This window comes from Amycolatopsis sp. SB7-3 (genome assembly GCF_041021335.1).
Lineage (GTDB): Bacteria > Actinomycetota > Actinomycetes > Mycobacteriales > Pseudonocardiaceae > Amycolatopsis > Amycolatopsis japonica.
In genome coordinates this window covers 277,536-302,148 of the sequence record NZ_JBFPJQ010000002.1, presented here as the reverse complement: position 1 = coordinate 302,148, position 24,613 = coordinate 277,536, and the positions used below count along the sequence as shown (strand labels likewise).

Genomic DNA, 24,613 nt, shown 5'->3' with positions numbered 1-24,613 from the left:
CGGGAAAGATCCCTTCCCGGTCTTCCGCCTCGTCGATAGCCTTGACCTGTGCGAATAGGTGTCAACGTCCCGAACTTCGGCCCGGGGACCGACCCCGGGATCCTCCGCGGCTGGGCCACCACGGTCGAAGGCCTCGGCTACGACCTGCTCATGGTGTCCGACCACGTCGCCATCACCCCCGACGTCGCCGAGCAGTATCCGGCGCCGTTCTACGAACCGTTCACGACGCTGTCGTGGCTCGCCGGCGTGACGACCCGGATCCGGCTGGGCACCACCGTGCTCATCGTCCCGTACCGGCATCCGCTGCTGATCGCCCGCATGGCCGCGAATCTGAACCAGCTCAGCGGTGGACGGCTCGTGCTCGGCGTCGCTTCCGGCTGGGCACGTCAGGAGTTCGAGGCACTCGACGTCCCGTTCGAGAAACGGGGACGGCTGACCGACGATCACCTCGACGCCGTGCGGAAAGCCTGGGCCGACGACGCCGACTACCGCGCCGGCGAGATACCGATCTGGGTCGGCGGCAACAGTGACGCCGGCATCCGCCGCGCCGTCCGGGTCGGGGACGCCTGGCATCCGCTGCGGGCCACCCTCCCCTGGCTCACCGAAGCGCTCACCAGGGTCAAGACCATCGCCGACGCGCACGACCGGCCGGTCCCCGCGTTCGCGCCGCGGATCCTGCTGAACGTCACCGAACACCCGGTCACCACACCCGATCGCGCGGCCGGGGAAGGCACGATCGAGCAGATCATCGACGACCTCGACCGGCTTCGCCACCTCGGCGCCGAGACGGTCGTACTCGACCCGTTCTCCGGCGATCCCGAAGAGACCCTGCGGCCGGAATCCGCGTGGCAGGCTTTGGCGACCGTCGCCGCCCACTGGGAACTGGGCCGATACCGAACCGAACAGGACTGATCATGACCGACGAAGACGAGAAGTTCCTCCGCCGCGCCATCGAGCTGGCCGCGAAGTCCCGCGCCGACGGCGATCCGCCCTTCGGCTCACTGCTCGTCGGCCCCGACGGAGCGGTGCTGGCCGAGGACCACAACACCACGGTGTCCCAATCGGACATCAGCCTGCACCCGGAGCTGAAACTCGCCGTGTGGGCCGCGCGCGAACTCGAACCCGCCGTCGCCGCGGCGACCACGATGTACACCAGCTGCCAGCCGTGCGGGATGTGCCAGGGCGCCATCGAACGCTCCGGCCTGGGTCGCGTCGTGTTCGCCCTTTCCGGCGAACAGGTCACCGCGCTCAAACCGCCGGCCACGGCGCCGCCGGTTCGGCTGGAGGGTCCTGCGTTGTACGACGAGGCGCGCGTCCCTGTCGAGGGCTACTACACCTAGAGCCGGGCGGTTAGGGCCGAGGCTGTCTTAGGCGCCTAGTGAATGTGGGTGGCCGTTGGCCGCAGGTCCGTGAAGGCCTCCTTCCCTACCCTGAAGGTAGGCAAGGAGGCCTTCACGGACTACACGATCGCCACCGCAGCCACAGTGGCACCACCGGCCCTAGCAGATTCGCGTGAAGGCCCCCTTCCCTCGGCTGAGCCGAGGAAAGGGGGCCTTCACGCGCTGCAGGCGGCGCGTCTCGTGAGTGGTCACCGTCAAAGCCGAGCCGACCCCAGCTGCGACCTCGTCGCCCCGATCACCACACCGTCCACCCGCGCGAGCCAGCTCCCGCACAGACACCGGACGTACTCCAGCCTCCCCTGGGAGACCCGCTGGGACGTCGTCGCGCTTCCAGGCAGTTCGGCCAGCGGCCAGCCGCACCGCGGGCACTTGTTCGCTTCCATACCCCGATCGTGCTGTAATGAGTCAATGCACTTCAACCCTTACGGCGGGGCGGCCGCGCAGATCGCCGCCGAGCTGGTCAACCTGGGCGACGCCGCCGACCCGGCCACGCTCACCGCGATCTTCAAAGACCGCATGACCGTCTCCGCCGTGAAGGACCACGAAGCGACCGAAATCGTCGCCTGGACCAAGAGACTCCGACGAGTCTTCGAAGCCGACCCGGCCACCCGCGTCGACCTGGTCAACGCCCTGCTCCACGACTCCGCGTCCAAGCCCTACATCTCCACCCACGACGGCAAAGCACCCCACCTGCACTACGTCGACGCACAGGCCGGCACCGCACCCCGGGTCCGGGCCTACACCGCCGGCGGACTCGCACACCTTGTCTGCGACGCCCCGGACCGCTTCGGCGTCTGCTCACGCGAAGGCTGCGACACCGTCTACGTCGACGTCTCCCGCAACGGCCGCCGACGGTTCTGCTCGACCCGCTGCGCCACCAGGGTCCACGTAGCCGACCATCGCACCCGGCAGGCAAGCTAGGGCGTGTTTCACGAGCCAAGTTCGCGGTCTTCGCGCCCAGGCGGTCCCTGACGGCACGGGCGGATGCGGCCGAGTACGACCCGGTACGAGGCCGATCCGCCCGCACCGTCAGGAACCACCTGGATCACGAAGCCCATCGAACAGACTCGTGAAACACGCCCTAGATCGCGTACCGCCACGCAGTCAGCGCGTGCGCCGAGAACCACGCCCCCAGCACCACCCATGCCACCGCAGCCGCCACCGCCGTCACCGTCCGCCGCTTCGACAACCCGATCGCGATCGGCACCAGCACCGGGAAAGCGGGCAGGATGAACCGGATCTTCGCGTCCGGCAGCCCCCGCGTGCCGATCGCCAGCAACAACACCCCGGCACCGTAGAGCGTCAACGGCCATGGCACCCGGATGAACGCCGCCACCAGCACCAACGCCACCGCACCCAGCAGCAGCAACACCGTCAGCGTGCTGAACACCGACTCGTCACCGGTCAACCGCGCCAGCACCGAATCCGCGGTCTCCGCACCGAAGTCGAACTCGGTGTTCCAACCCCGCAACTCGATGTCCTGCCAACCGGTCCAACTCCCCGTCCGGTACACGACGAACCCCAGATACCCCGCCACCCCCATCGGAGCGATCACCGCACCCGCGAGCGCCCACCAGCGCTTCTCCCCACGCCGGAAGACCTCGATCAACGCCGCCGCGACCACCACCGCGACCAGCACCACCGCCGTCGACCTCGACAACCCGGCCCCGAAAGCACAGAAGCCGGCCAGCAACCAACGCCGTTCCAGCACCCCCACCAGCGCCCATACGGCGAGCGCACAGAACACCGCCTCCGTGTAAGCCATCGAGAACACGATCGCCATCGGCGCACCGGCCCACAACGCCACCAGCAGCAACCCGGTCCGATCACCCCGATCCGGCGACACCGCCCGCCCGATCCGGATCAACCCGCACGCCAGCACCAGCCCCGCCAGCACCGACACCGTCAGCGCCGCCGTCACGACATCGGCACCGAGCCACATGACCGCACCGACGAGCTTCGGATACAACGGGAAGAACGCCATCGGCGCGTCCGGATACGGCTGCCGCGCCGCGTCCAGCGTCCCCGGCAGATCCGCGTACCCGTGCACCGCCAGCCGCAGATACCACTGCCCGTCCCACGCCGTCAGCCGATCGGTCAACGTCGCACCGCGCCGGGCGGCCAGCAGATCGAGCAACTGGACACTCGCCGTGCGGATCACGAGATACAGCAGGATCGCCCTCGGATAAGGCGACCGCGCCAGTCTGTCGAGGACTCTCTCGAACACACGCGCCGGACGCCCCCGCCGGGACGCCTCCTCGGGGGCAACGGGCTGATCAAGGTCGTCGACTTCTCGGAGCACGATCAGAGTGTCCACAATGTGAAGTCAGCTCGCCGTTCGATCACGAAGATTCCCGGCTCCACGCAGGTGGGAAAGCCCACAAGCCCCGCTTGTGACCCCACCTCGATCTTGTGTTTCCCAGCCCCCGCCCCCGGCTCCTACGTTCGAAGTCATGAGCGAACAGAACCTGAACGGAACAGTGGCGATCATCGCCGGCGGCGCGAAGAACCTCGGCGGACTCCTGTCCACCACCCTCGGCGAAGCCGGCGCCAAGGTCGTCGTCCACTACCACGGCGACGCCTCCGCCGCCGACGCCGACAAGACCGTCGAGGCCGTCCGCGGTTCCGGCTCCGAAGCCGTCGCCGTCCAAGGCGACCTCACCAAGGTCGCCGACGTCCGCCGCCTCTTCGACACCGCCGTCGACACCTTCGGCGGCGCCGACATCGCGGTCAACACCACCGGCATGGTCCTGCGCAAACCGATCCTCGAAACCACCGAAGAGGACTACGACCGCATGTTCGCGGTCAACGCGAAAGCCGCCTACTTCTTCATCCAGGAAGCCGGACGGCGCCTCGCCGACAACGGCAAGATCATCAGCCTCGGCACCTCACTGCTCGCGGCCTTCACGGACGGCTACTCCACCTACGCCGGCGGCAAAGCCCCGCTGGAACACTTCACCAGGGCCGCCGCCAAGGAGTTCGCCGACCGCGGCATCTCGGTCAACGTCGTCGCCCCCGGCCCGATGGACACCCCGTTCTTCTACCCGCAGGAAACCCCCGAGCGGGTCGAATTCCACAAGTCCCAGGCCAAGGGCGGACGACTGACGAAGATCGAGGACATCGTGCCGATCATCCGCTTCCTCGCCACCGACGGCGGCTGGTTCACCGGCCAAACGATGTTCCCGAACGGCGGCTACACCACGCGCTGACCCTTACCCTGACCAAGACGCCGTGGACCGGAAACGAGGGGGAACATCGGGGTGGGCCTGGACCTGTACAAGCTGAACCACCTCATCGCCGTCGCGGAAGAAGGCAGCTTCACCCGCGCGGCGACCCGGCTGCACCTGAGCCAGCAGGCGCTGTCGACCTCGGTGCGCACGCTCGAGCGGGAAGTCGGCGTCCCCCTGCTCGAGCGAAGCGCCACCGGGGTCACCGTGCTCCCCGCCGGCCAGGCACTGATCGCCGACGCCCACCTGCTGCACGGTATCGCCGACTCCGCCGTCCAGCGCGCCCGCCGTATCGGCCGGAGCGAACCGGAACGACTCCGCGTCGGCCACACCCCCGCCGTCACCGGCGACGAGGTCACCGCCCTGTTGCGCAAACACCAGCCCGACCCCGACCTCGTCATCGACGTCAACCAGCGCTACCCCGACGAACTCGTCGCGCAGCTGCTCGGCGGACAACTGGACCTCGGCCTCGGCCGCGCGCTGACCCTCGCGCACGGCCTGGTCGGGACCACGCTGATCCGGCAGCGGCTCAACGTCGCCGTCGCCGCCGGTCACCGCCTCGCCGACCGCGAGAATCTCGGGCTGAGCGACCTCGACGGCGAAGAGATCACCGTCTGGGGCCATCCCGGCCGGTCCGGTTACACCGACCTGCTCGTCAACCTCTGCCGCGACGCAGGATTCGAACCACGCGTCCGCCGCAACCCCATCCAAGGGACACCACCGGTCACCGCCGTCCTCGACAGCGACGCGGTCGCCTTCGTGACCGCGCCACCAGGCCCCGCGGCGGGCGGCGCCGTCCTCGTCCGGGAGTTGCTTCCGGCCGTCCACGTACCGCTACAGGCCCTTTGGCCCCAGCACAGCACTTCTGACGCCCGTCAGGCGTTTTTGGCTTCCGCTCAGGGGTTCTAGCCGGCCTCACCGCTCCGCCGGTCGTGGTGATCCAGCAGCTTCGACAGCAGCTCGGTGAACCGCTTCCGCTCGTCGGACGAAAGCGGTGCCAGCAGTTCTTCCTGGCGTTCGGCCAGCTGTTTCTCCAGCCGTCGCAGCTGCCGCTTGCCCGCCGTGGTCAGCGAGACGACGTTGCGCCGCCGATCAGCCGGATCCGGGGCACGCTCGACCAGTTCGCGCTCGGCCAGCTCGTTGATGGTCGCGACCATCTCGCTCACGTGGATGCCGCTCCGCCGGCCCAGCGCAGCCTGGCTGGCTGGCCCGAACTCGTCCAGCGTCGCCAGCACGCGGTAGTGGTAGCCGCGGGCGTCGGCCGCGGAGAACCCGTCGGTCACCAGGCGATGCGCGTGGTTCGCGGTCTGGGTGAGCAGCCAGCTGGGCAGGTTTCGCCAGCCGCCACGCGGTTCCGAGGGGTCGTCCATGTGACGAGCATAACGAATCGTTGGGCGCCCGAACGATTGCGGTATCGTTGGGTCACCAAACGTTTAGCGCCCCAACGAACCGAGGAGATCCGCCGTGATCAAGCCCTTCCGCATCGACATCCCCCAGGCCGACCTCGACGACCTGGCCGACCGGCTCGCCCGCACCCGCTGGCCCAACGAGGTCGCCGACGCGGGCTCGGACTACGGATTCCCGCTCGCCCGGCTCAGAGAACTCGCCGAATACTGGCGAACCGGCTACGACTGGCGCGCCCACGAAGCCGAACTCAACAAGCTGCCGCACTTCACCACCGAGATCGAAGGCCAGAACGTCCACTTCGTACACGTCCGATCGGAGAACCCGGACGCCCTCGCATTGGTCCTCACCCACGGATGGCCCGGATCGTTCCTCGAGTTCCTGGGCATGATCGAGCCGCTGGCGCGCGATTTCCACCTGGTGATCCCCTCGATTCCGGGTTACGGCTTCTCGGGGCCGACCCGGGAACGCGACTGGAGCGTCGAGCGGATCGCCCGGGCCTGGGCCGAGTTGATGCGCCGCCTCGGCTACGAGCGCTACGGCGCCCAAGGCGGCGACTTCGGCTCAGGTATCTCGACAGCGCTCGGCGCGGTGGCACCGGAGCACGTCGTCGGCGTGCACGTGAACTACCTGCCGACCCGACCGGATCCCGAAGCCGGCATCGAACTGTCCGAAGAGGACGAAGCACGCCTCGACAAGGTCAAGCAGCTCATGGCGAATCGGCCGCCGTATCAGGCCCTGCAGGTCGCCACCCCGCAGACCATCGGCTACGCGTTGACCGACTCGCCGGTCGGCCAGCTGGCTTGGATCGCCGAGCGTTTCGCGCAATGGACGGACCCGCGCACGCCGGTCGACGACGACCGCATGCTCACCGACATCTCGCTGTACTGGCTGACCGCCACCGCGGCTTCGTCCGCACGCCTGCACCACGACGCCGGCAAGGTGGCTCTCCCCTGCCGCGTGCCGCTCGGCGTCGCCGTGCTCCCGCATGACATCACGCGCTCGGTTCGTCCACTCGCCGAGCGATTGTTCGACATCAGGCACTGGTCGGAATTCGACCGTGGCGGCCACTTCGCGGCCATGGAGGTTCCGGATCTGCTGGCCGCCGACATCAAAGATTTTTTCCTCGGCTTTGCCGAGTAGCTGGGGTTTTAACGTCGCCCAGCCGTATAGGTCGTTATACACTTAGAGGAAACCCTCAGGTACATCTCTATCGATGGCACTGAGTGCCAGATAGGAGCTACGACTCGTTCAGGGCGGCGTTGACCTTCGCGATGACGGCGTGCAGCGGTGTCGCCGTGGTCATCACCGCCACCACCGTCGTTTCGGCCGCGGGCTCCTCTCCCCTGAACGCGTCGATCACCAGCGCGAAGGCCTCCCCCGCGCTGGCGGTGATGTCGTCCTGTCCGCCACTACGCAGCCAACGCCGCAGCACATGGTTGTTGGCCGCCGCGATCGCCGCGGCGGCCACCGCCGCCCTCAGGCTCGCCGTCTCGTCACCCTGCTCGGTGAACCGCGCCCGCAGGTAGCGGGCGAGCACGCGCTGATAGCGGTCGACGGTCGCGACCTCCTTGTCCCGCAGGGACGGCACCGTCCGGGTCAGGGTGAACCGTTTGAGCGACACGTCGAGTTCGGCGGCGTAGGAGTCGAGGACCAGACCGACGGCCTCGCAGGCCACCTCCACCGGATCGCGATCCGGGTCCGCGGCGGCGAACGTCTCCTCCATCTCGGCCACGATCTCGTCGTGGTTGGCGAAGAGCACGTCGTCCTTCGCGTCGAAGTACCGGAAGAACGTCCGGCGGCCCACTCCCGCGGCGGCCGCGATCTCGTCCACCGTGGTGGCCTCGTAGCCCTTGGCCACGAACAGGTCCACGGCCGCCGCGGCGAGCGCACGACGCAGTTTGCGCCTCCCCGCGGGGGTGGCGCCGGCTCGGGTCACCGGCGCTCGGCGCGGCGAATCGGTCATAGCGGGACGGTAGCAGCCACTTGCTAGTGGCACTGAGTGCCGTTAGGCTGTGCCGAGCCCCCACTCCCCCGCTCGGAAGGCGCCGATGATGTCGCTGGACCACCAAGTGCTTCCGGTCGAGTCACGCTCGATCCGCCCCCGCGGCGACGCCTTCTACGGCCGTCTCTTCGGCTGGTCGCTGAAATGGCGGGGCCCGCAGCCGTTCCTGGCGCTGGAAGGCGGGATCTGCGCGGTCACGCTGCCCAAGATCAACGGCGCCCAGGTCCTCTCCCGGCTCGCCGACACCGGCTGCGGAGGTCCCGCCTTGGCGGTGCTGACCCAGCAAGGCCCGCGCGTGGCCATCCTCGCGGAGACCGACGGCTTGATTCCCCCGCGGATCTCCCTGCCGCAGCACGTCGAAGTACTCGCCTGGGGCACGCTGCTCCCCTTGCCCACCGACTCCGGGCGCGCCGAGGCCCACGCCGAATGGCTCTCGGCGCCGGACCCTCGGCAGCGCTGGCTTCCCAGCCTGGACGCGGTCCTCGCCGCCGTCCGGCCGCGGTAGCGCCCGCTGTTCACGCCGCCACCGACGCCTGCGCGGAAACGAGAAGTGCTCCACCGTCCGATTCGGACAAGGTGATCTCGAGGGTCGCGCCTTCGGCCAGCGGCGGCAGGTCGCTCAAGGTCACGCGGCCGATCAGCCGCTGGCCGCGGCGCGCGTGCACCACACCGGAACGCCGGACCTCGATCCCCGACCGATGCCATACGCGGACGCTGCCCGCCGTCGTCGTCCGGCCGCGCCACCGGCTCGCACACCAGGCCGCGAGCGCGGCCCCCGCCGTGTTGCACAGGACGTCGTCCAGCGAGCCCACGCGGCCGGCGTCCTGCCAGACCTGAAGACATTCGATCGACACGGACACCAGGAAAGCCGACAGAACGACCCGTGACACGGGCTTCGCCCAGCCGAAGCGCACCGGCACCAGGATCGCGAGCGGCATCAGCAGGAAGACGTTGCCCGCCAACTGGAACAAGGCGAGTTGCGGACGGTCGCTGAAGACGGGCAGGACGTCCGCCAGCAGGTGAAGACTCACCGACGAACCGCGCGCCGCCGTCGGTGCGGGCACGAAGACGATCAGAAGTACCGCCGAAAGCGCTGCCAGCAAAGCGAAGTCCAGTGCGATCACGAACGGGCCGCGCCGTTTTCCGCCTAGGCGTGCGATGAATTCGGCGACGCCCGCACCGGCCGCGGCGACGAGCAGCGACCACGGTGCGGCGGCCGAGAACGCCTGCCACCACCATCCCATGCACTCCCCTTTCGCCGATGATCGTCTTCGGCGAGGGTGGCAGCATCGTGAAGGCCAGACAAGAACCCCGGCTATTGTCGGTGAATAACTACCATCCGCGTTGATAGTTCACGGGCTTCGATTGTCACGGCCGTGCGGTCAGCGCGGGGCCGATCCAGCGGCGGACCCTGGCGCGCAACCCCTCGTCGGTGTGCGCCGGCGTCGACGGGAACTGCAGGAACGACAGGAACAGCCGCATCAGCATTTCGGCGAGCCCCTCGAAGTCGTCGTCGGTCGTGACGCCCACCGCCGCCCAGTCGACCGGCACGTTCCGGAGGATCCGCGCGCCGAGCGCGAACGACTGCGCCGAAGTGACCGCGACAGTGAAGACGTCGGCTTCGCCCGCTTTCAGGAGCAGCCCCAGATACGGCTCGTCGGGGACCGCGCGGACGCCGAACACCACCGATTCGACGGCGACCTCGGCGGGGTCGGCGAACGTGGCCAGATGCCGTTCCATCCGCCCGGCGAACTCCTCGACCCGGTCCAGCGCGACCGCGCTGAGGATATCCGCGAGGCTCGGGAAGTAGCGATAGACGGTCTGCCGGGTCACGCCCGCTTCCGCGGCGACGTCCGAGAGGCTGGTCTTGGCGAGACCGACCCGGTCGATGCACGCCGTCGCCGCCTCGACGATCCGGCGGCGCGCCTCGCGCTCGGTTCCGGGCGGGTTCCCCCGCCATCCGTGGTGCCCCATGCGGCTCATCTTCCCCGAACAGGGAATCTCAGACGGTGGCAGGTGCCGCACGGCGCACACGGTACAGCGCGGTCAGCATCAGTCCGGCGGCCACGAAGCAGGCCAGCGCGTACAAGCCACTCCCGGTCGAGGTGCCGTTTTCGACGACGCCGCCTATCCAGAACACGGCCATCCCGCCCAAATAGACGGCGGGATAGAACCGGGCGAAGGGCGCCAAGGGCCCTTCGGGACGGCTGTACCGGACGAAGATCCAGATACCGGCCAGCCACAGCAGGGCCAGCTCGACGGCGAGAACCCAAGCCTGCGCGGTCACGTTCCCGTCGAGCAGGCTCGACGGGAGCCCGGCGATCGCCATGCTCGGCGGGGTGAGGACCCCGGCGAGCCCGATGCGGGCCGCCAGTGACCACCCTCGCCGCGCTCCGCCGGCCAACCGCACCACCAGATACGTCATGGCGCCCATCGACACGGACGCGAAGAGCAGCATGCTGGTCATGGGGACCGAATCCAGCGCCGGATGGTTGACGATCCGGTTGTCGTCGTTCCAGGCCCACCATTTCAGCCGCGGGCCGAGATGGTCGAAGACCTCGTAGAAGACATGGCAGGCGAAGGCAACGGCCACCGACCCGATCAAGGCTCCGCGGGCGCGGAAGATCCCGAGCGATCGGACGAGTTCGTAGCCGAGCTGACTGATCATCGGGTAGAACGCCACGATGTAGAGCGGCAGCCGATCCCACATGAACTGCACGGTGAACCGGTTGTGGGCGAAGATGAACCCGTACTGGCGCTCCAGGCCGAACCACTCCGGGAAGTACAGCGGCGGTTCGATGACGAAGAGGTAGACCAGCGAAGCGCACCAGAGCGCCAGATTCGTCGAGTCACCTTGGCGGTGCCGCCGGACGGCGTGCACCAGCGCGAACACGGCTCCACCGAGGACGAGCAGTTCCAGCAGCGGCATCGTCCAGTGAGCCTCCGCCCACGGTGCACGGACCGAGAGCCACGGGGAGACGTCATGGCAGTCGAAGCCGAGTCCACGAGTGACGGCTTCCGCGTCCGGCCCGCATACGGCGCTCATCGGGAGACCGCCTGCTGCGCGGCGCCTTTCGGCGAGTAGTCCGTGACCGGCGGTTCGGCACGGGCGTCGAAGTCGAACGGGACCCGGTGCCGTCCCAGCGCGGCCCGGATCCGGTAGCGCACGAGTCCCGCGATCACCCGCGGGTTCGTCATCATGTCGCGCAGCGATTCGTCGAGGTTGAACACCTTCGCGAAATGCTCGTCGACGACGTCGTCTTCGCGGGCGGCACCGACGATGAGCCTGAACGCCGGGCCGGACACGGCTTCGAGCAGCCGCCGCCTCCACTCCGGCGCCTTTTCGGTGCCCACCGCGCAGGCGTAGCCCTGATCCCTCGCCATCGCCAGGCTCCACGGCACGTTGAGCAGCTTTCGTTGTGCCGCCAGGAACCGTGCGGAGAACTCGGGCCCCAGCCGCTCGGCGCGGGAGAGATGCTCGCGCAACAGCAGCGCCGAACCCGCGGCGGAGCTGATGCCCTGCGCGTAGAACGGATTGAACGCGCAGATCGAGTCGCCGACGAACGCCAGGCGCCGCGGCGGGGTGCGTAGCCGGTCGTAGCGGCGCCATTTGTTCCCGGTCGAGCGGGTCAGATGCACCTCGGAGGTCGGGGTGGACCGGTCCATCGCGGCCGCGAACAACGGCGCCCGCACGCGGCGGGCCGACTCGACGAACGCCTCGGTGGTGCGCGGCATTTCGAGTCCCCACGAGCCCATGCACGCGATGACCCGGTTGTCCTCGATCGGGAAGAAGTTCACCAGGAACTCGTGCTCGTCCGGGTGGGCGCCCTTGTCGGAGGTCGGCATGATCACCAGATGCCGCCACCACCAGGACGGGGGCCGTTCCTCGGGAGACGGCAGGTCGTACCAGCGCGAGGTGTAGGTGACTTTGGCGTCGAGGGTCCGGACTTCCGGCTCCGGCCAGCCGGCCGCCACCAGCCAGGCGGAGACGGAGGAACCGCGGCCCATCGCGTCGACCACGAAGTCGGCGTCGATGCGCTCGTCGCGCTTGGAGAGGGTCACCCCGGTGACTTCGCCGTCCCGGGTGGTCAAGCCGCTCACCGCGACACCGTCGCGAATCAGGACGTTGGGCAGCTCCCGGACCTTGTCGCGCAGCACGCGTTCGATGAGGATCCGGGAGCCGTAGATCATCGTCATCGCGCTGCGTTTCCGCGCCGACCAGCCCTTTCCGTCGAGATACGCCGCGTCCATGGACGGCATCAGATGGAGTCCGCCTGCCGCGATGAGGTCGTCCTCGAAGCTGGGGAACAGCGCACCGATCGCGCGGCGGCCCGAGTTCAGCAGGAAATGCGGATGCTTGCTCTGCGGCACCCCGCGCCGATGTTCGGCCTCGGCGGGCAGTTCGTCGCGTTCGAGCACCACCACCTCGTCGAAGTACGGGGCGAGCGCTCCCGCGGTGCAGAGACCGGCGGCGCTGCCACCGAGGACGACGGCGGTCTTGCCGAGTCGCATGCGGACCAACTCCCGGCGTCATTCATACAGATTGACATTGGCTGTATGAATGTATGAACGACGCCGGGAACTGTCAAGAAGTGGTCGCGTCGATCAGGTCCCGGATCGCGGCGATACCCCGCGCCACCCGGTACGGCGACTCCGTGCCCACGGAGACGCGGATGTGCCGGTCGCACGAATCGCCGTACGCGATGCCCGCGACCACGCTGACGGAGCTTTCCCTCAGCAGCCGGGTGGCGAACTCCATGGAGTCCAAAGTGGACCCGCCGAGCGAGGCGAACAGGTAGAACGTCGCCGAGCCCGGCAAGGTCTCGATGCCGATGTCGGCGAGCTGCCCGGCGACCTCGCGGCGAAGGTCCACGACCCGGCGGATCTGAGGCCGGGTGACGGCCAGGATGTCGTCGAAGTGTTCGGCGAGGTACCAGGACAGGATGGTCGGCGCGCAGGTGATCAGATGCTGGTTGATCTTCAGCACCTGATCGATCAGCGTGCGGTGTGCGATGAGATAGCCGATCCGCCAGCCGGAAACCCCGTAGTTCTTGGACATCGAGTTGATCGTGACGGTGTGCCGCAGTTCAGGGTCGAACGAACCGCAGGCCCGGAACGGGGTCTCCTGCGGCACGAACTCGTGGTACGCCTCGTCGGCGATCACCACCAGGCCCCGCGCGTCCGCCAGATCGTGCACGAACTCCAGCTCGGCGTCCGTGTGCACCCGGCCGGACGGGTTGTTCGGATTGTTGATCACGATGGCCCTGGTCCGCGGCGTGACGTAACGAGCGAGGTCGAACACGCTCACGTCGTGCGGCACCATCACCGGAACGCCACGGCAGAGCCGCACCTGTTCGGGGTAGCTCAGCCAGAACGGCTCCGGGACGATCACCTCGTCCCCCGGTTCCAGCAGCGCGAGCAGCACCATGTAGATCGCCACCTTGGAACCGGCGGTGACGACGATCTCCGTGTCCGGGTCGACCGGGACGTCGAAATCGGCCCAGTACCCGGCGAGTCGCTGCCTCAGCTCCGGCAGGCCCCGCGAATGCGAGTAGTGATGCAGGCCGTGCGCGGCCAGATCGTCGAAGCGGGGCAGCGGCAGGCCGAAGAACGCCTCGCCGAGCGAGAGCGTGATGATGTCCCGCCCGGCCGCGCTCAGCTCGTAGACCAGGTTGTTGTACTTGATGGACAGCGCCTGCGCCGTACTGTCCACAAGGGACGACGGGCGGATCGGCGACTCGGTTCGGACACTGGACACTGGACTCGCTCCCCTACACGACCCTCGTCTGTCCGGTACCCCAGACGACGTTCTTCACGGTGGTCAGCGCGGTCAGCCCGATCGGACCGCGGATATGCAGTTTCTGGGTGGACACGCCGATCTCGACGCCGTAGCCGAACTCGCCGCCGTCGGAGTAGCGGGTCGAGGTGTTGACGAACACGCTGCCGGAATCCACTTCACGGGCGAACCGGCGCGCCACGTCGATGTCGCGCGCGACGATCGCCTCGGCGTTGGACGTGCCCCATCGGTCGATATGCGCGATCGCCGCGCCCACGTCCGCCACCACCCGGACGGCCAGCACCAGATCGAGGTATTCGGTTCCCCAGTCCTCTTCGCTCGCGGCCACCGCCTTGGGCCAGACCTCGCGGACGGTCGCGTCACCGCGGATCTCCACGCCGGCGGCGGCCAGCTCGTCGAGTACGCCGGGCAGCCAGTCCTGGGCGAGTTCTTCGTGGACCAGCAGGGTTTCCATGGCGTTGCACACGCTGGGCCGGGACGTCTTGGCGTTGATCGTGACCGCCGTGGCCATCGCCGGATCGGCCGAACGATCGATGTAGACGTGGCAGTTGCCCGCACCGTCGATCACCGTGGGCACCGTGGCGTGACGTTCGACGGACGCGATCAGCTCCGGGCCCCCTCGCGGCACCAGCAGATCGACGAACTCCTTGGCACGCATCAGTTCCTGGGCGGCATCGCGGGACGGATCGGTGACCAGCTGGACAGCTCCCGCGGGCACCGCGTCGTGCCGGGCGATCGCGCTGTCCAGCGCGGCCATGACCGCCGTGTTCGTCGCCATGGCCATCGAGGAACCGCGCAGGACCGCGCAGTTGCCCGACTTCACGCAGAGTGCGGCGACCTCGGCGGTGACGTTCGGACGCGCCTCGTAGATCACCGCGACCACGCCGATCGGCTCGCGGACGCGCTCGATGAGCAGGCCGTTGGGCCTGGTCCAGCCGTCGACCACCTGACCGACCGGATCGGGCAGATCCGCGATGGTCCGGATGGCCGAGACCAGGCCGGCCATCCGCCGGTCGGTCAAGGTCAGCCTGTCGACCAGCGTCGCCGAGACGCCGTTCTCACGGGCCGCGGCGACATCCGCCTCGTTCGCTGCGATGATCCGGTCGCGGTGCTCCTCGATCGCGCCTGCCATGTCCAGCAGCAGCGCGTTCTTCCGTTCGGTCGTCAGCCCTTTGAGCTCGGTCCACGCCTCGGCCGCGGCGCGGCAGACGTCGGTCACTGACATGGCAGATCCTCCATGATCTGTACGTAGTCGCCGCCTTCGACGACGGGCGCGGCCGGTGCGCCGCCGGGCTCGACCGCGCGGCTCAGCGGGCCGCGGGCGAGCGGGCGTCCTTGCCGGTCACAGATGTCGACCACGTCGCCCGGCGCGGCGGCCCCGTGTACCGCCGCGACGTGGTGATGGCATACGGGCTCCCCGCGGAGGACGGCCTCCCGGCCGTCCGGGGTGCAGTAAAGCGCCCCGGACGGCGGGGTCCGGAACGCGCGCCAGAGCGTTCCGATGCCGGGAGTCGCGCCGGTGACCGCACGCGGATGGAACACCGTGCCGGTGGGACGGCCACCGTGCGCGGAGATCAGCACGTCGGGGTCCGCGCTCTCCGCGATGACCGTGCGGACCCCGCTGAACGTGGCGATCCAGCAGGCGCCGAGTTTCGTCAGCATGCCGCCGGTGCCGCCGTCGCCGATCGCGCCGCCCGCCTGCCGCTCGGTCTCGGCCGTGAGCACGGGTACTTCCTGGATGTGCCGGGCGCCCGGGGCCAGTTTCGGGTTGCTGTCGTAGAGCCCGGGCACGTTGGTCAGCAACAGCAGCAGTTCGGCCTGGAGACAACCGCCGAGCAGCGCGGCGAGCACGTCGTTGTTGCGCACGCCGAGCGCGTCGTTCTCGTTGACCACCGGCACCATGCCCAGCGCCAGCATCGTGTGCAGGGTGTGCCGGACACCGCCGCCCCGGTCGTCGTCGACGAGGTCGGGCGGCGTGAGCAGGAGCTGACCGGTCTGCACGCCGCGTTCGGCGAACGCGGCGTGGATGGCCGAATAGAGCTGTGACTGGCCCAGCGCGGCGGAAACCTGGAGTGCCACCGGATCGTCCACGGCCAGCGCGGGGTGCAGGTGACGGCCGATCGCGATGGCCCCGGAAGCGAGCAGCACCGGGCGCAGGCCCACGAGGAGTCCTCTGTGGACGGTCTCGCACAGCCTGTCGAGCTTGACCGGGTCCAGTCCGCCGTCGGTGATCAGCGAGGACGTGCCTATTTTGAGCACCACCCGGCCCTCCTGCGGCACCAGGTCTTCGGCAGGTGTCGCGGTGACGGGCAAGCTGTTGGTCGACATGGGGAAGATGCTCACCGCCGCCGATGTAGTACCGATGTGTTCGCGATACGCCGCCGGTGTACCGCCCCGTGGCGTGTCGCGGCACAGCACGGCTGCATCCCCGGAACATCGCCGGTACATCGGATCCGGCGACTCTCACGGCATGACAGCAGAACTCCAGCTGGCCGACACGGCGACCCTGCCGCTCACCGAGTCCCAGAAGGGACTGCTGGTGGTGGACAGCTTGGTGCCGACGAAGCAGATCTACAACCAGGTCATCCAATTCGATCTCGATCCGGCCAAATGCGTCGCCCCGCTGGCCGAAACGGTGACCCGGGCGCTGGTCGCCCTGGTCACCGTCCAACCGGCGTTGCGCCAGGTCTTCCGGCTGCATCCCGAGATGCACGCCGTGCTGCGTCCCCCGCCCACCGCCGACGAGCTGCCCCTGGAGTCGGTCTCCGTGCCGCCCGCCGAGTACGCCGCGACCCTCGCCGCGCTCGGCCGCGACATCGGCCGGGCGCCGTTCGATCTGGAGACCGGGCCGGTGCACCGGTTCGGCTTCGTGCGCGCGGACGACGACAGCGCCGCGGCGATCCTGATCTGCGGGCACCATCTCGTCGGCGACGGGGTGTCCATGGGCCCCATCGTGCGCGATCTCGACCGCGCCCTCGCCGGCCCGATCGACGTCGACACGATGCGGGTGAGCCGGGAAGCCGCGCTGGTCAAGGAACTCAAGGCCCAGAACCGGGCGGCGGGCTCGACGCGGACGGCCGACCAGGTGACCGCGTGGGCCGAAAGCCTGCGTGAAGTCCCGCCGCTCGTGCTGTACCCGCGCCCCGACCGTCCACATCAGACCGAATTCGCCGGGCAGCGGATCTCCTGGACGCTCGGAGCGGTGGAATCCGAGCGGTTCCAGGCCACCTGCAAACGTCTCGGGGTCAGCCCGTTCGTGCTGCTTTCCGCCGTGTACGGCACGGTGCTGGCGCGGCACGGCGGGGTACCGCGGGTGCTGATCGGCAGCCCGTTCACCGCGCGCCGGACGATCGGGTCGTACGACCTGTGCGGCTTCTTCGTCAACACGCTGCCGGTCACCGTCGACGTGGACTGGACCCGCACCGTCGACGAGCATCTCGACAAGACCGTCCGCGCGGCGGTGGACCACTGCCGTGCCGCGGTCGACGTTCCGTTCAATCAGCTGGTGGCGCAGGTGCAGCCGGACCGGCCGAGTGACCGCAACCCCCTGTTCTCCTGCATGCTCGCCATGCAGGACACGTTCGATCCGGCGACCGGGACCGGCGCGGTGGTCGGCGCGTACGAGCCGGGGAACGGCACGGCCAAGTTCGACCTCTGGCTCGGTGCGACCCTGGTCGACAGCCGGTGGCTGCTCGAACTCGAGTACGACAGCGCGCTGATCCCGCCCGCGGTGGCCGACGGACTGCTGAAATCGCTGCGGACAGCCCTGTCCCGCGCGGTCACCGACGGCTCCCTGACCCTGGCCGAGCTGTTCGACGACGCCTCGGCCGTCCCGAGCAGACGTCACGACGGGTATCCGGCGCACGTACCGGCCCCGACGCTGTACGAATGGTTCACCGAAACCGCGCGCCGGACCCCGGAAGCGGTCGCGGTCACCGAACCCGGCCGCACGCTCACCTATGCCGAACTTTCCCTGACCGCCGAGCGCATCGCCTCGGGGCTGGCGGGCCGGGGAGTCGGCCCGGGGGACGTCGTCGGGCTGCGGCTGGACTCGCTCACCGAGACCGTCACGTCGATCCTGGCGATTCTGCGGCGTGGCGCCACTTACCTGCCGCTCGAACCGAATCTGCCCGCCGACCGGATGTCGTACATGGTGCGGCAGTCCCGCTGCCGGGTCGTGATCGGCTCCGGGGTCACGCTGCACGGGGTCGAGGTCGCACCGGCCGCCGATTTCGAGTCCGATGTGGACACCGAACGCGCCGCGACGGCCGACGCCCCCGTGTACGTCATGTTCACTTCCGGCTCGACCGGCCTGCCCAAGGGCGTGCTCATGGGTCACCGGCCGCTGCTGAACCTCGCCGCCTGGCAGATCTCCGCGCTCGACATGACCGCGGACAGCCGGTTCCTGCAGTACGCGCCCGCCGGTTTCGACGTGTCGTTCCAGGAGATCCTGCCGACGCTGCTGGCGGGCGGGACCGTGGTGTCCAGGGAACCCGCCGACCGGCGCGACTTCCCCGAACTGGTGCGCCGGGTCGCCGACACCGAGGTGACCCACCTCTATCTCCCGGTCGCGGCGCTGCGCCCGTTCGTGTTGTCCGTGCGCGCCAGAAGGGAACATCTCCCGGCGTTGCGGTTCCTGTGCGTGTCCGGCGAGCAGTTGCTGGCGGACGACGAGATCCGCGCGTTCGTCGACGACCATCCACAGTGCACCCTGGTCAATCACTACGGTCCGACCGAGACCAACGCCGCGACCACCTGGCGGCTGACCGCGGCCGACCCGCCGTGGGCACGCCATGTGCCGATCGGTCTCCCGTTGCCGAACGTGACGGCGTACGTCGTCGACGGCACCGGCCATCTCGCGCCGGCGGGGGTGCCGGGTGAGCTGCTGCTCGGCGGCCACGCCCCTGCGGCTGGCTACGTCAACGATCCTGATCGCACCGCCGAACGGTTCCAGCCCGGCACGTTCACGCCGGGCGAGACCGTCTATCGCACCGGCGATCACGTGGTGCGGGACGAACACGGCGCCCTGATCTTCCTCGGCCGGAACGACACGCAGGTCAAGATCCGCGGCTACCGGGTCGAACTCGGTGAACTGGAGGCCGTGGCGGCCGGCCTGCCGGACGTCCGGCAGGCGGTGGCCGCGGTGCGCGGCGACGGGATCGATCGGCGTCCGCTGTTGTTCCTCCTGCCCGAACCGGGCGTGACACCGGACCACGAGCGGGTGCGGACCGTGCTCGCCGAACGGCTGCCGTCGTACATGGCGCCCGCGGACATCGTCGACATCGATTCGGTGCCGACCTCCCGCAGCGGCAAGACCGACCGGGCGGCGCTGGTGGCGCTGGCCGAGCAGGTGAGCGCGCGGCGCGCGGAGTCGCCCGCTCCCGCCGCGGAGTACGCCGACGACCTGGAGCGGGAGCTGGCCGCGATCTGGGCCGAGGTGCTCGGCGTTCCCCAGGTCGAGCGGGACCGCCCGGTGCTGGAGTACGGCGCGCACTCGCTGAACATCTTCACCGTCGTGGGTCAGGTGCAGGAGCGGTACGGAGTGGCCGTGCAGTTGGTCGAGTTCTTCCGCTCGCCGACCGTCGCGACCCTGGCGACGCTGGTGCGGCGATGAGCGCGCCGGTACGCGAACGGCTGGTCACCCTGGTGCGCCGCAAGGACCGGCCGGTGTGCGTGATGCTGCCCGGAGCGGGCGGTGGCCTGAACCCGTATCTGCGGCTGGCTTCCCACCTGGGCAAGCATTACAGCGTCTACGCCGTGCGGGCGGCCGGGCTGGTACCCGGGGACACGCCGGAGGACAGCGTCGCGGAGATGGCCGACTCCGCGCTGGCGGCGCTCGACGGCCGCTCCCCCGCCCTCGTCTTCGGCTGGTCGCTGGGCGGCACCGTGGGCTGGGAGCTGTGCGTGCGCCTGGCCGACCGGGGGCAGCGGCCCGATCTGGTGATCGTGGACAGTTCGCCGTTGCCCCGGCACGCCTCGTCCGACGAGGACGAACGGATCAGGAAGCTCATCCTGGCGGGTCTCGGGCCCCGGCCGGACGAACAGACCGTCGCCCGCGTGGAGCGCGCGTTCCAGGCGCAGGTGCGCGCGCTTGCCGAGTACGCCACCGAACGCGAATACCCGGGCCGGGCACTGCTGCTGATGTGCGCGGACGCCGACGACGGTATCTCGGGCCGGGCCGCCGCCCTGCGGCGGTGGGAAGAACTCGCACCGGACCTGCGGACGGCGGAATTGGACGCCGGGCACTACGAGGTGTTCGAGCCGCGGCACCTCGACCGGCTCACCAACGAGATCGACGTGTTCCTCGGCAGGGAATCGTGACCGCCGCGGCTGAGACGTACGACCGGGTCTGGTCGCCGTTGCTGGAGACCGTCCGCGCGGACGCGCTGGACTGCGTGCAAGCCAACCTCGCTGTGCTGGCCGACCGGCACGGCGGGGAGGGCGCGCACCTGGCCCTCGGCGCCCCGCTGCGCTTCGACCTCGAACCGGGACCGCGGGTGGCCGCGTCGCTCGCCTATCGGCTGGCCGCCGCGCAGGAGCAACTGGGCCTGCGGGTCGCGGGCCGATGGGAGGACGTCAACGGCGCCCGTTTGCGTGAGCTCGCCGAAGGGGCCGATCCGCTGTACGTGATCGCCGACGCCTATGACCTGGCATGGACGCCGTACGCCGGCCGCCGTCACACCGAGCACACGTTTCTTCTGTCCACATCGGACACCGTCGTCGACGCCTACCACGACGAGACCCCGTGGGGTCCGTGCCGTCCCGGCGTATGGCGGCTCTCCCCCGCCGAACTGGACGCCCTGCCGGCCTCGGCCACCGCGCTGCGGTTCACCACCGAGCCGGTCGCCGAACCGCCGGACGTGCTCACCGCCAACGCGCGGGCGATGGCCGACGCCGTCCCGGCGATCGACGACTACCTTTCGGCGGACCACGGCGAAGATCTGGTGCTCGACATCTGGTTGCTCGGCCGGTCACGCCTGCTGCACGCCGCCTGGCTCGCCCGGCACGACCGGCCTGGCGCCGAGGTCGACGCGCACGTCCAAGCCTGGCTCACGCTGGCCTCGAAAAGTTTCGTGGCCGCCCGCCGGTCCCCTGACGGCGCACCGACCGCGGCCGTGCTGGCGGACCTCGGCCGCCTGCTCCACGAGGACGTCGCCCTCGCCGCCCGGCTCGCCGCACGGGCGGCGGTGCTCGCCGCGATCCAGGAGGTGCTGCGGATCGACGACGCCACCGTCCGCGGCGCCGGCAGCCTGCGCGAGCTCCCGAACTACAACTCCTTCGGGCTGGTCGAGATCATCGAACGGGCCGAGACGCGGCTGGGGGTGGTGCTCGGCGATGAGGATCTGACTGCGGAAGTGTTGCGGGACATCGACTCGCTGTGTGCGACCTTCGCCCGGCGATTCGCTGGTTGAGGGTGCTCGTGAGTGGCCAGGACGGTTATTGATGGGCAAGGCAAACCTGGTGTGCTCGTTGGCTGGATTGAAGCTCCCTCTCGCTATCCACAAAGGACACATAAGGTGCCCTGCGCGTCCGATATGGGAGATTTGTTCGGAGGTCGTGAGTGATTTTGGTGGTTCTAACCCTCATTATCACTCACGACCTCCGAACAGAACGGATATATCAGGATCAATCGGGCATCTGATCGACGCGAGATGTCCCTTGTGGACACTCAGGATCGGCCTGCCCACATCGCCAGTTCAAAACTCACACCTCATAGGCATTCCTTCCCACCTGCAGGTGAAGAAGGCAAGGCCTCCGCAACCCACTCGTTACCGCGGCACTCGCCCTGCGAATGGCGCGTGAAGGCCTAGCTGGGGACGTTGGACGTCTCAATGGTGGCCTTCAGGACATCAGTGCCCCACAGGATTCGCGCGTGAAGGGCCCCTTCCCTCGACTGAGCCGAGGGAAGGGGCCCTTCACGCGCGATCTGCGACCGCAGCGCTCCCCGTCACCGACCGGCCTCCCCCGCTTCGGCGGCCAACCGCCGCCGGTCGATCTTCCCACTCGCGTTGACGGGAAAAGTGTCCACGTGGTGCACGAAAGCCGGAACCATGTACTCGGGAAGGCGCCGGGCGACGGCAGCGATCAACTCATCGGCATCGACCGGCTCACCGGTGTGCAGGGCGTGCAGCACGGTCGCCCCACCCCGCGACGGCACGGCGAGCACCACCGCGTCGCGTACACCCGGATGTGTCCGCAGCACGGCTTCGATCTCGCCGAGTTCGATGCGGTAGCCGCGGATCTTGACCTGATCGTCCAACCGTCCGATGTGGACGAGTTCGCCGTGTTCCCGCCGGACCCGGTCTCCGGTGCGGTACCAGTCACCCGCCCGCGGCGCGCCGTCGGCCACGGCGAACGACGTTTCGCCGCGGAAGAACCGGCCTCGGTCGTCCGCCGGGTCGAGGTAGCCGTCGAAACGCTGGCCGCCGCGGACGCACAGCTCGCCGTCTTCGCCCGCGCGCCCGTCTTCGGTGACCAGCACCGCGTCGAGCGCGTCGTGCACCTGGCCGATCGGCACGGTGCCGTTGGACGTCTCGGGCCACGACGCGGGATCGGCGGGCAGCCGGTACGCGGTGACCGTGACGGTCAGTTCGGTGGGACCGTACGCGTTCTCCACCACGCTGTTCGGCGCGGCCGCGGCCCAGGCCCTGGCCTGATCCATGGTCAGCTGCTCGCCGGCGAAGACGCTCCAGCGCAGATCGGGCATCGCCCCGGGACGCAGCCCGCGCAGCCGCCCGGCGAGGGACACCACGGACGGGACCGAGTACCAGTGGGTGATCCGCTTCCCCGTGACGAACCGGGCCGGGGTGAGCACCTCCGCTTCGGAGGGCACCACGAGGGTCGCGCCGGTGCTCCACGAGACGAACAGATCGAACACCGACGGGTCGAAGGTCAGGTCGAACGTCTGGGACAGCCGGCAACCGGGCTCGACCTCGTATCGCTCGACGCAGTGCGCCAAGTATCCGGCCACGTTCCGGTGCCGGATCGGCACGCCCTTGGGTGTCCCGGTCGACCCGGAGGTGAACAGCAGATACGCCACCGCGTCAGGATCGCCTTCGTAGGGCGGGCTCCACGATTCGGGCAGCCGCTCGGGCCAGTCGCCGAGCAGGGGCAGCGCGACGGCACCGGTGCCGTCCGCCACTTCCGCCCCGCTGACGTCATCGGCCACCACGACGTCGACTCCGGCCGCCACGCACATGGCCCGGTTGCGCTCAGGCGGGAACTTCGGGTTGAGCGGGACGACGATCGAGCCGAGCCGCAGCGCCGCGAGGTAACCGGCGTACGTGGCCAGGCCGCGCGTGGCGGGCAGGCCGACCGCGTGCGGACGCCCACCCGCCACCCGCACCAGCCCGGCCGCCAGCCTTTCGGCGAGCAGCCGGAGTTCGCGGTAGCTCAGGGCGTGCTCCTGGACTTCGATCGCCGTCGCATCGGGGAATCTCCCTACGGTGTCGAGGAACCAGCCGTACATCGTCCCTTGTGGATCGATCACTTCCCGCTGCCTTCCGCGGCGGGGGCGTCGGCCTCGGCGACCGCGTCCGCGGTGATCACCCGCAGGAACGGGTAGACCATGAGCAGGCAGACCACCGCGAAGACCCCGAACGCGATCTGGAACCCGAACAGTTCGGCCAGACCGCCCGCCACGGCCGCGGACACCGGGAGCATTCCCCAGGAGAGCAGTCTGCTCGCGGCACCGAACCGGCCCAGCAGTTCGTTGGGTACCAGCGATTGGCTGATCACCCGCGAGTTCACCGTCCACATCGTCCCGCCGACGCCGGCGAGGAACGCGGCGACCCCGACCGGCCAGACAGCGGCCGGACCGGCGGGGATCACCGCGGGGACCCCGACCATCAGCACCGTGCCGACGATGTCGACGAACATCGCCCAGCGCCTGCCGATCAGCCGGTTGACCGGGCCGACCAGCACCGTGCCGAGCACACCGCCGGCGCCGAGGCTGGTCAGCAGGAACCCGTACTGCGCCGGGGTGAGACCGAGCGGACCGCCGACCGCGTACGCCGGGATCAGCGCGTACCAGGCGGCCCAACAGCCGGCCATGCCCGTGATCAGCGCCGCCATCGTCCGCAGCAACCGGTGCCGCCACAGGAAGACCAGGCCCTCACGGATCTCCGCCCTGGCCGGACGGCGCTCCTTCTGCTGCTTCACCGCGAAGTCGCCGACCAGCAGCGTCAACAGCAACGCGCCGAACAGGTACACCGCGCCGCTCGTCCCCAGCGCGACGGCGAACCCGGCGGCCACCAGGAATCCGCCGATCGGCGCGCCCAGGAAGCTGAACGTGACGTACTCGGTCGCGGTGAGCCGCGCGTTCAGCGCCTGCCATCGGCTCTTCGGGGTCACCGACGGAATGATCGACATCGCGGACAGCTGCGCGACGACCTCTGCGACGCCCAGCACCAGTGCCACGGCGAGGATCAGCGGCAGGTTCACGACGTCCAGCGCGACCGCGGCCAGCATCACCGCCATCGCGGCCATCCTGGCGAATTCGGCGCCCACCATCAGCGACCGCCGGTTCTTGCGGTCCACCAGCACACCGATATGCAGCGCGGTGATCAGCCACGGCAGGGTCAGCATCATCGCCACGGCGGCGATCGACGCCGGTGAATCAGTCACCGTGGTGGCCAGCAACGGAAGCGCCACCCGCATCACCGCGTCGGCGGTGTTGGTCGTGCCGGTGAACGAGATCAGCAGCCACTCGTTGCGCCGCGGCGACGGCCCAGCCCCGGTCGTGGGGGCGGGCACGGTCGAAGGTCGCTCGGACACAGCT

23 protein-coding genes are annotated in these 24,613 nt (G+C 69.3%); 10 read left to right on the top strand and 13 right to left on the bottom strand.

The genetic code is table 11. The features are described 5' to 3' along the window. Positions 1-48 precede the first annotated feature (48 nt). Both AB8M46_RS19640 and AB8M46_RS19635 read left to right on the top strand, forming a co-directional pair. Positions 49-912, top strand: a complete 864-nt coding sequence (locus AB8M46_RS19640) for a TIGR03619 family F420-dependent LLM class oxidoreductase (protein WP_394361074.1) — start codon at positions 49-51, stop codon at positions 910-912. Between the two features lie 2 nt (positions 913-914). After that, the gene (locus AB8M46_RS19635; protein ID WP_378418947.1) at positions 915-1,340 is read left to right on the top strand and encodes a nucleoside deaminase; all 426 of its coding nucleotides are present in this window, start codon (positions 915-917) and stop codon (positions 1,338-1,340) included. A gap of 254 nt (positions 1,341-1,594) precedes the next feature. On the opposite strand, the gene AB8M46_RS19630 is transcribed toward AB8M46_RS19635, so the two are convergent. Further along, positions 1,595-1,783 carry a hypothetical protein gene (locus tag AB8M46_RS19630; RefSeq protein WP_037337860.1) on the bottom strand — a complete coding sequence of 63 codons (189 nt, stop codon included), beginning with the start codon at positions 1,781-1,783 and terminating at the stop codon, positions 1,595-1,597. A 25-nt stretch (positions 1,784-1,808) separates the two neighbouring features. Here AB8M46_RS19630 and AB8M46_RS19625 point away from each other — a divergent pair, with 25 nt between their 5' ends. Then, positions 1,809-2,321 (top strand): CGNR zinc finger domain-containing protein, encoded by a 513-nt coding sequence (locus AB8M46_RS19625; protein ID WP_378428342.1) that lies wholly within the window; start codon positions 1,809-1,811, stop codon positions 2,319-2,321. 160 nt (positions 2,322-2,481) lie between these two features. Here AB8M46_RS19625 and AB8M46_RS19620 read toward each other — a convergent pair whose 3' ends face one another. Continuing rightward, positions 2,482-3,627, bottom strand: coding sequence for a hypothetical protein (locus AB8M46_RS19620; RefSeq protein ID WP_394361073.1), 1,146 nt, complete (start codon positions 3,625-3,627; stop codon positions 2,482-2,484). 226 nt (positions 3,628-3,853) lie between these two features. On the opposite strand from AB8M46_RS19620, the gene AB8M46_RS19615 reads away from it, so the two are divergent. Then, positions 3,854-4,609 carry an SDR family oxidoreductase gene (locus AB8M46_RS19615; protein ID WP_037337855.1) on the top strand — a complete coding sequence of 252 codons (756 nt, stop codon included), beginning with the start codon at positions 3,854-3,856 and terminating at the stop codon, positions 4,607-4,609. Positions 4,610-4,660: 51 nt separating this feature from the next. Continuing rightward, on the top strand, positions 4,661-5,536 hold the full coding sequence (locus AB8M46_RS19610; protein WP_350598846.1) for a LysR substrate-binding domain-containing protein: 876 nt from the start codon (positions 4,661-4,663) through the stop codon (positions 5,534-5,536). Here the strand turns inward: AB8M46_RS19610 and AB8M46_RS19605 are convergent. Further along, positions 5,533-5,997 (bottom strand): MarR family winged helix-turn-helix transcriptional regulator, encoded by a 465-nt coding sequence (locus AB8M46_RS19605; protein WP_394361072.1) that lies wholly within the window; start codon positions 5,995-5,997, stop codon positions 5,533-5,535. The genes AB8M46_RS19610 and AB8M46_RS19605 overlap by 4 nt on opposite strands. 94 nt (positions 5,998-6,091) lie before the next feature. Between AB8M46_RS19605 and AB8M46_RS19600 the strand changes: the two genes are divergently transcribed. Next, positions 6,092-7,174, top strand: a complete 1,083-nt coding sequence (locus AB8M46_RS19600; protein ID WP_394361071.1) for an epoxide hydrolase family protein — start codon at positions 6,092-6,094, stop codon at positions 7,172-7,174. A 97-nt stretch (positions 7,175-7,271) separates the two neighbouring features. Here AB8M46_RS19600 and AB8M46_RS19595 read toward each other — a convergent pair whose 3' ends face one another. Next, a complete protein-coding gene (locus AB8M46_RS19595; RefSeq protein ID WP_394361070.1) occupies positions 7,272-7,997 on the bottom strand; it encodes a TetR family transcriptional regulator in 726 nt (241 codons plus the stop codon). An 88-nt stretch (positions 7,998-8,085) separates the two neighbouring features. Between AB8M46_RS19595 and AB8M46_RS19590 the strand changes: the two genes are divergently transcribed. After that, the gene (locus AB8M46_RS19590; protein ID WP_394361069.1) at positions 8,086-8,541 is read left to right on the top strand and encodes a glycogen operon protein GlgX; all 456 of its coding nucleotides are present in this window, start codon (positions 8,086-8,088) and stop codon (positions 8,539-8,541) included. A 10-nt stretch (positions 8,542-8,551) separates the two neighbouring features. On the opposite strand, the gene AB8M46_RS19585 is transcribed toward AB8M46_RS19590, so the two are convergent. From AB8M46_RS19585 to proB, 7 genes are all read right to left on the bottom strand, one after another. Further along, positions 8,552-9,280: a VanZ family protein gene (locus AB8M46_RS19585; RefSeq protein WP_394361068.1), complete on the bottom strand. Its 729-nt coding sequence runs from the start codon at positions 9,278-9,280 to the stop codon at positions 8,552-8,554. A 124-nt stretch (positions 9,281-9,404) separates the two neighbouring features. Further along, on the bottom strand, positions 9,405-10,010 hold the full coding sequence (locus tag AB8M46_RS19580) for a TetR/AcrR family transcriptional regulator (RefSeq protein WP_394361067.1): 606 nt from the start codon (positions 10,008-10,010) through the stop codon (positions 9,405-9,407). Positions 10,011-10,038: 28 nt separating this feature from the next. Continuing rightward, positions 10,039-11,082 carry a hypothetical protein gene (locus AB8M46_RS19575; RefSeq protein ID WP_394361066.1) on the bottom strand — a complete coding sequence of 348 codons (1,044 nt, stop codon included), beginning with the start codon at positions 11,080-11,082 and terminating at the stop codon, positions 10,039-10,041. After that, positions 11,079-12,548: an FAD-dependent oxidoreductase gene (locus AB8M46_RS19570; RefSeq protein WP_394361065.1), complete on the bottom strand. Its 1,470-nt coding sequence runs from the start codon at positions 12,546-12,548 to the stop codon at positions 11,079-11,081. The genes AB8M46_RS19575 and AB8M46_RS19570 overlap by 4 nt, the downstream gene beginning before the upstream one ends. Before the next feature lie 73 nt (positions 12,549-12,621). Next, positions 12,622-13,794 (bottom strand): pyridoxal phosphate-dependent aminotransferase, encoded by a 1,173-nt coding sequence (locus AB8M46_RS19565; protein ID WP_394361064.1) that lies wholly within the window; start codon positions 13,792-13,794, stop codon positions 12,622-12,624. A gap of 13 nt (positions 13,795-13,807) precedes the next feature. Further along, complete coding sequence (locus AB8M46_RS19560; RefSeq protein ID WP_394361063.1) at positions 13,808-15,058, bottom strand: glutamate-5-semialdehyde dehydrogenase; 1,251 nt, start codon at positions 15,056-15,058, stop codon at positions 13,808-13,810. Further along, positions 15,049-16,161 (bottom strand): glutamate 5-kinase, encoded by a 1,113-nt coding sequence (gene proB, locus AB8M46_RS19555; protein WP_394361062.1) that lies wholly within the window; start codon positions 16,159-16,161, stop codon positions 15,049-15,051. The genes AB8M46_RS19560 and proB overlap by 10 nt, the downstream gene beginning before the upstream one ends. A gap of 142 nt (positions 16,162-16,303) precedes the next feature. On the opposite strand from proB, the gene AB8M46_RS19550 reads away from it, so the two are divergent. Genes AB8M46_RS19550 through AB8M46_RS19540 form a run of 3 tightly spaced genes read left to right on the top strand, consistent with a single transcriptional unit; the run spans position 16,304 to position 21,245 of the window. Next, positions 16,304-19,447, top strand: coding sequence for an amino acid adenylation domain-containing protein (locus AB8M46_RS19550; RefSeq protein WP_394361061.1), 3,144 nt, complete (start codon positions 16,304-16,306; stop codon positions 19,445-19,447). Next, positions 19,444-20,154 carry an alpha/beta fold hydrolase gene (locus AB8M46_RS19545; RefSeq protein WP_394361060.1) on the top strand — a complete coding sequence of 237 codons (711 nt, stop codon included), beginning with the start codon at positions 19,444-19,446 and terminating at the stop codon, positions 20,152-20,154. The genes AB8M46_RS19550 and AB8M46_RS19545 overlap by 4 nt, the downstream gene beginning before the upstream one ends. Next, positions 20,151-21,245: a hypothetical protein gene (locus tag AB8M46_RS19540; RefSeq protein WP_394361059.1), complete on the top strand. Its 1,095-nt coding sequence runs from the start codon at positions 20,151-20,153 to the stop codon at positions 21,243-21,245. Before AB8M46_RS19545 ends, AB8M46_RS19540 begins: the two co-directional genes overlap by 4 nt. A gap of 536 nt (positions 21,246-21,781) precedes the next feature. On the opposite strand, the gene AB8M46_RS19535 is transcribed toward AB8M46_RS19540, so the two are convergent. After that, positions 21,782-23,323, bottom strand: a complete 1,542-nt coding sequence (locus AB8M46_RS19535) for an amino acid adenylation domain-containing protein (protein ID WP_394361058.1) — start codon at positions 23,321-23,323, stop codon at positions 21,782-21,784. After that, positions 23,320-24,609, bottom strand: coding sequence for an MFS transporter (locus AB8M46_RS19530; RefSeq protein WP_394361057.1), 1,290 nt, complete (start codon positions 24,607-24,609; stop codon positions 23,320-23,322). The genes AB8M46_RS19535 and AB8M46_RS19530 overlap by 4 nt, the downstream gene beginning before the upstream one ends. Positions 24,610-24,613 lie beyond the last annotated feature (4 nt).

Bases quoted from the DNA above. Each gene is read 5' to 3' on its own strand.
- AB8M46_RS19630 (WP_037337860.1), bottom strand. From the start codon at position 1,783: ATGGAAGCGAACAAGTGCCCGCGGTGCGGCTGGCCGCTGGCCGAACTG.
- AB8M46_RS19605 (WP_394361072.1), bottom strand. From the start codon at position 5,997: ATGGACGACCCCTCGGAACCGCGTGGCGGCTGGCGAAACCTGCCCAGC.
- AB8M46_RS19585 (WP_394361068.1), bottom strand. From the start codon at position 9,280: ATGGGATGGTGGTGGCAGGCGTTCTCGGCCGCCGCACCGTGGTCGCTG.
- AB8M46_RS19580 (WP_394361067.1), bottom strand. From the start codon at position 10,010: ATGGGGCACCACGGATGGCGGGGGAACCCGCCCGGAACCGAGCGCGAG.
- AB8M46_RS19560 (WP_394361063.1), bottom strand. From the start codon at position 15,058: ATGTCAGTGACCGACGTCTGCCGCGCCGCGGCCGAGGCGTGGACCGAG.
- AB8M46_RS19595 (WP_394361070.1), bottom strand. From the start codon at position 7,997: ATGACCGATTCGCCGCGCCGAGCGCCGGTGACCCGAGCCGGCGCCACC.
- AB8M46_RS19625 (WP_378428342.1), top strand. From the start codon at position 1,809: ATGCACTTCAACCCTTACGGCGGGGCGGCCGCGCAGATCGCCGCCGAG.
- proB (WP_394361062.1), bottom strand. From the start codon at position 16,161: ATGTCGACCAACAGCTTGCCCGTCACCGCGACACCTGCCGAAGACCTG.
- AB8M46_RS19550 (WP_394361061.1), top strand. From the start codon at position 16,304: ATGACAGCAGAACTCCAGCTGGCCGACACGGCGACCCTGCCGCTCACC.
- AB8M46_RS19575 (WP_394361066.1), bottom strand. From the start codon at position 11,082: ATGAGCGCCGTATGCGGGCCGGACGCGGAAGCCGTCACTCGTGGACTC.
- AB8M46_RS19590 (WP_394361069.1), top strand. From the start codon at position 8,086: ATGTCGCTGGACCACCAAGTGCTTCCGGTCGAGTCACGCTCGATCCGC.
- AB8M46_RS19570 (WP_394361065.1), bottom strand. From the start codon at position 12,548: ATGCGACTCGGCAAGACCGCCGTCGTCCTCGGTGGCAGCGCCGCCGGT.
- AB8M46_RS19615 (WP_037337855.1), top strand. From the start codon at position 3,854: ATGAGCGAACAGAACCTGAACGGAACAGTGGCGATCATCGCCGGCGGC.
- AB8M46_RS19635 (WP_378418947.1), top strand. From the start codon at position 915: ATGACCGACGAAGACGAGAAGTTCCTCCGCCGCGCCATCGAGCTGGCC.
- AB8M46_RS19545 (WP_394361060.1), top strand. From the start codon at position 19,444: ATGAGCGCGCCGGTACGCGAACGGCTGGTCACCCTGGTGCGCCGCAAG.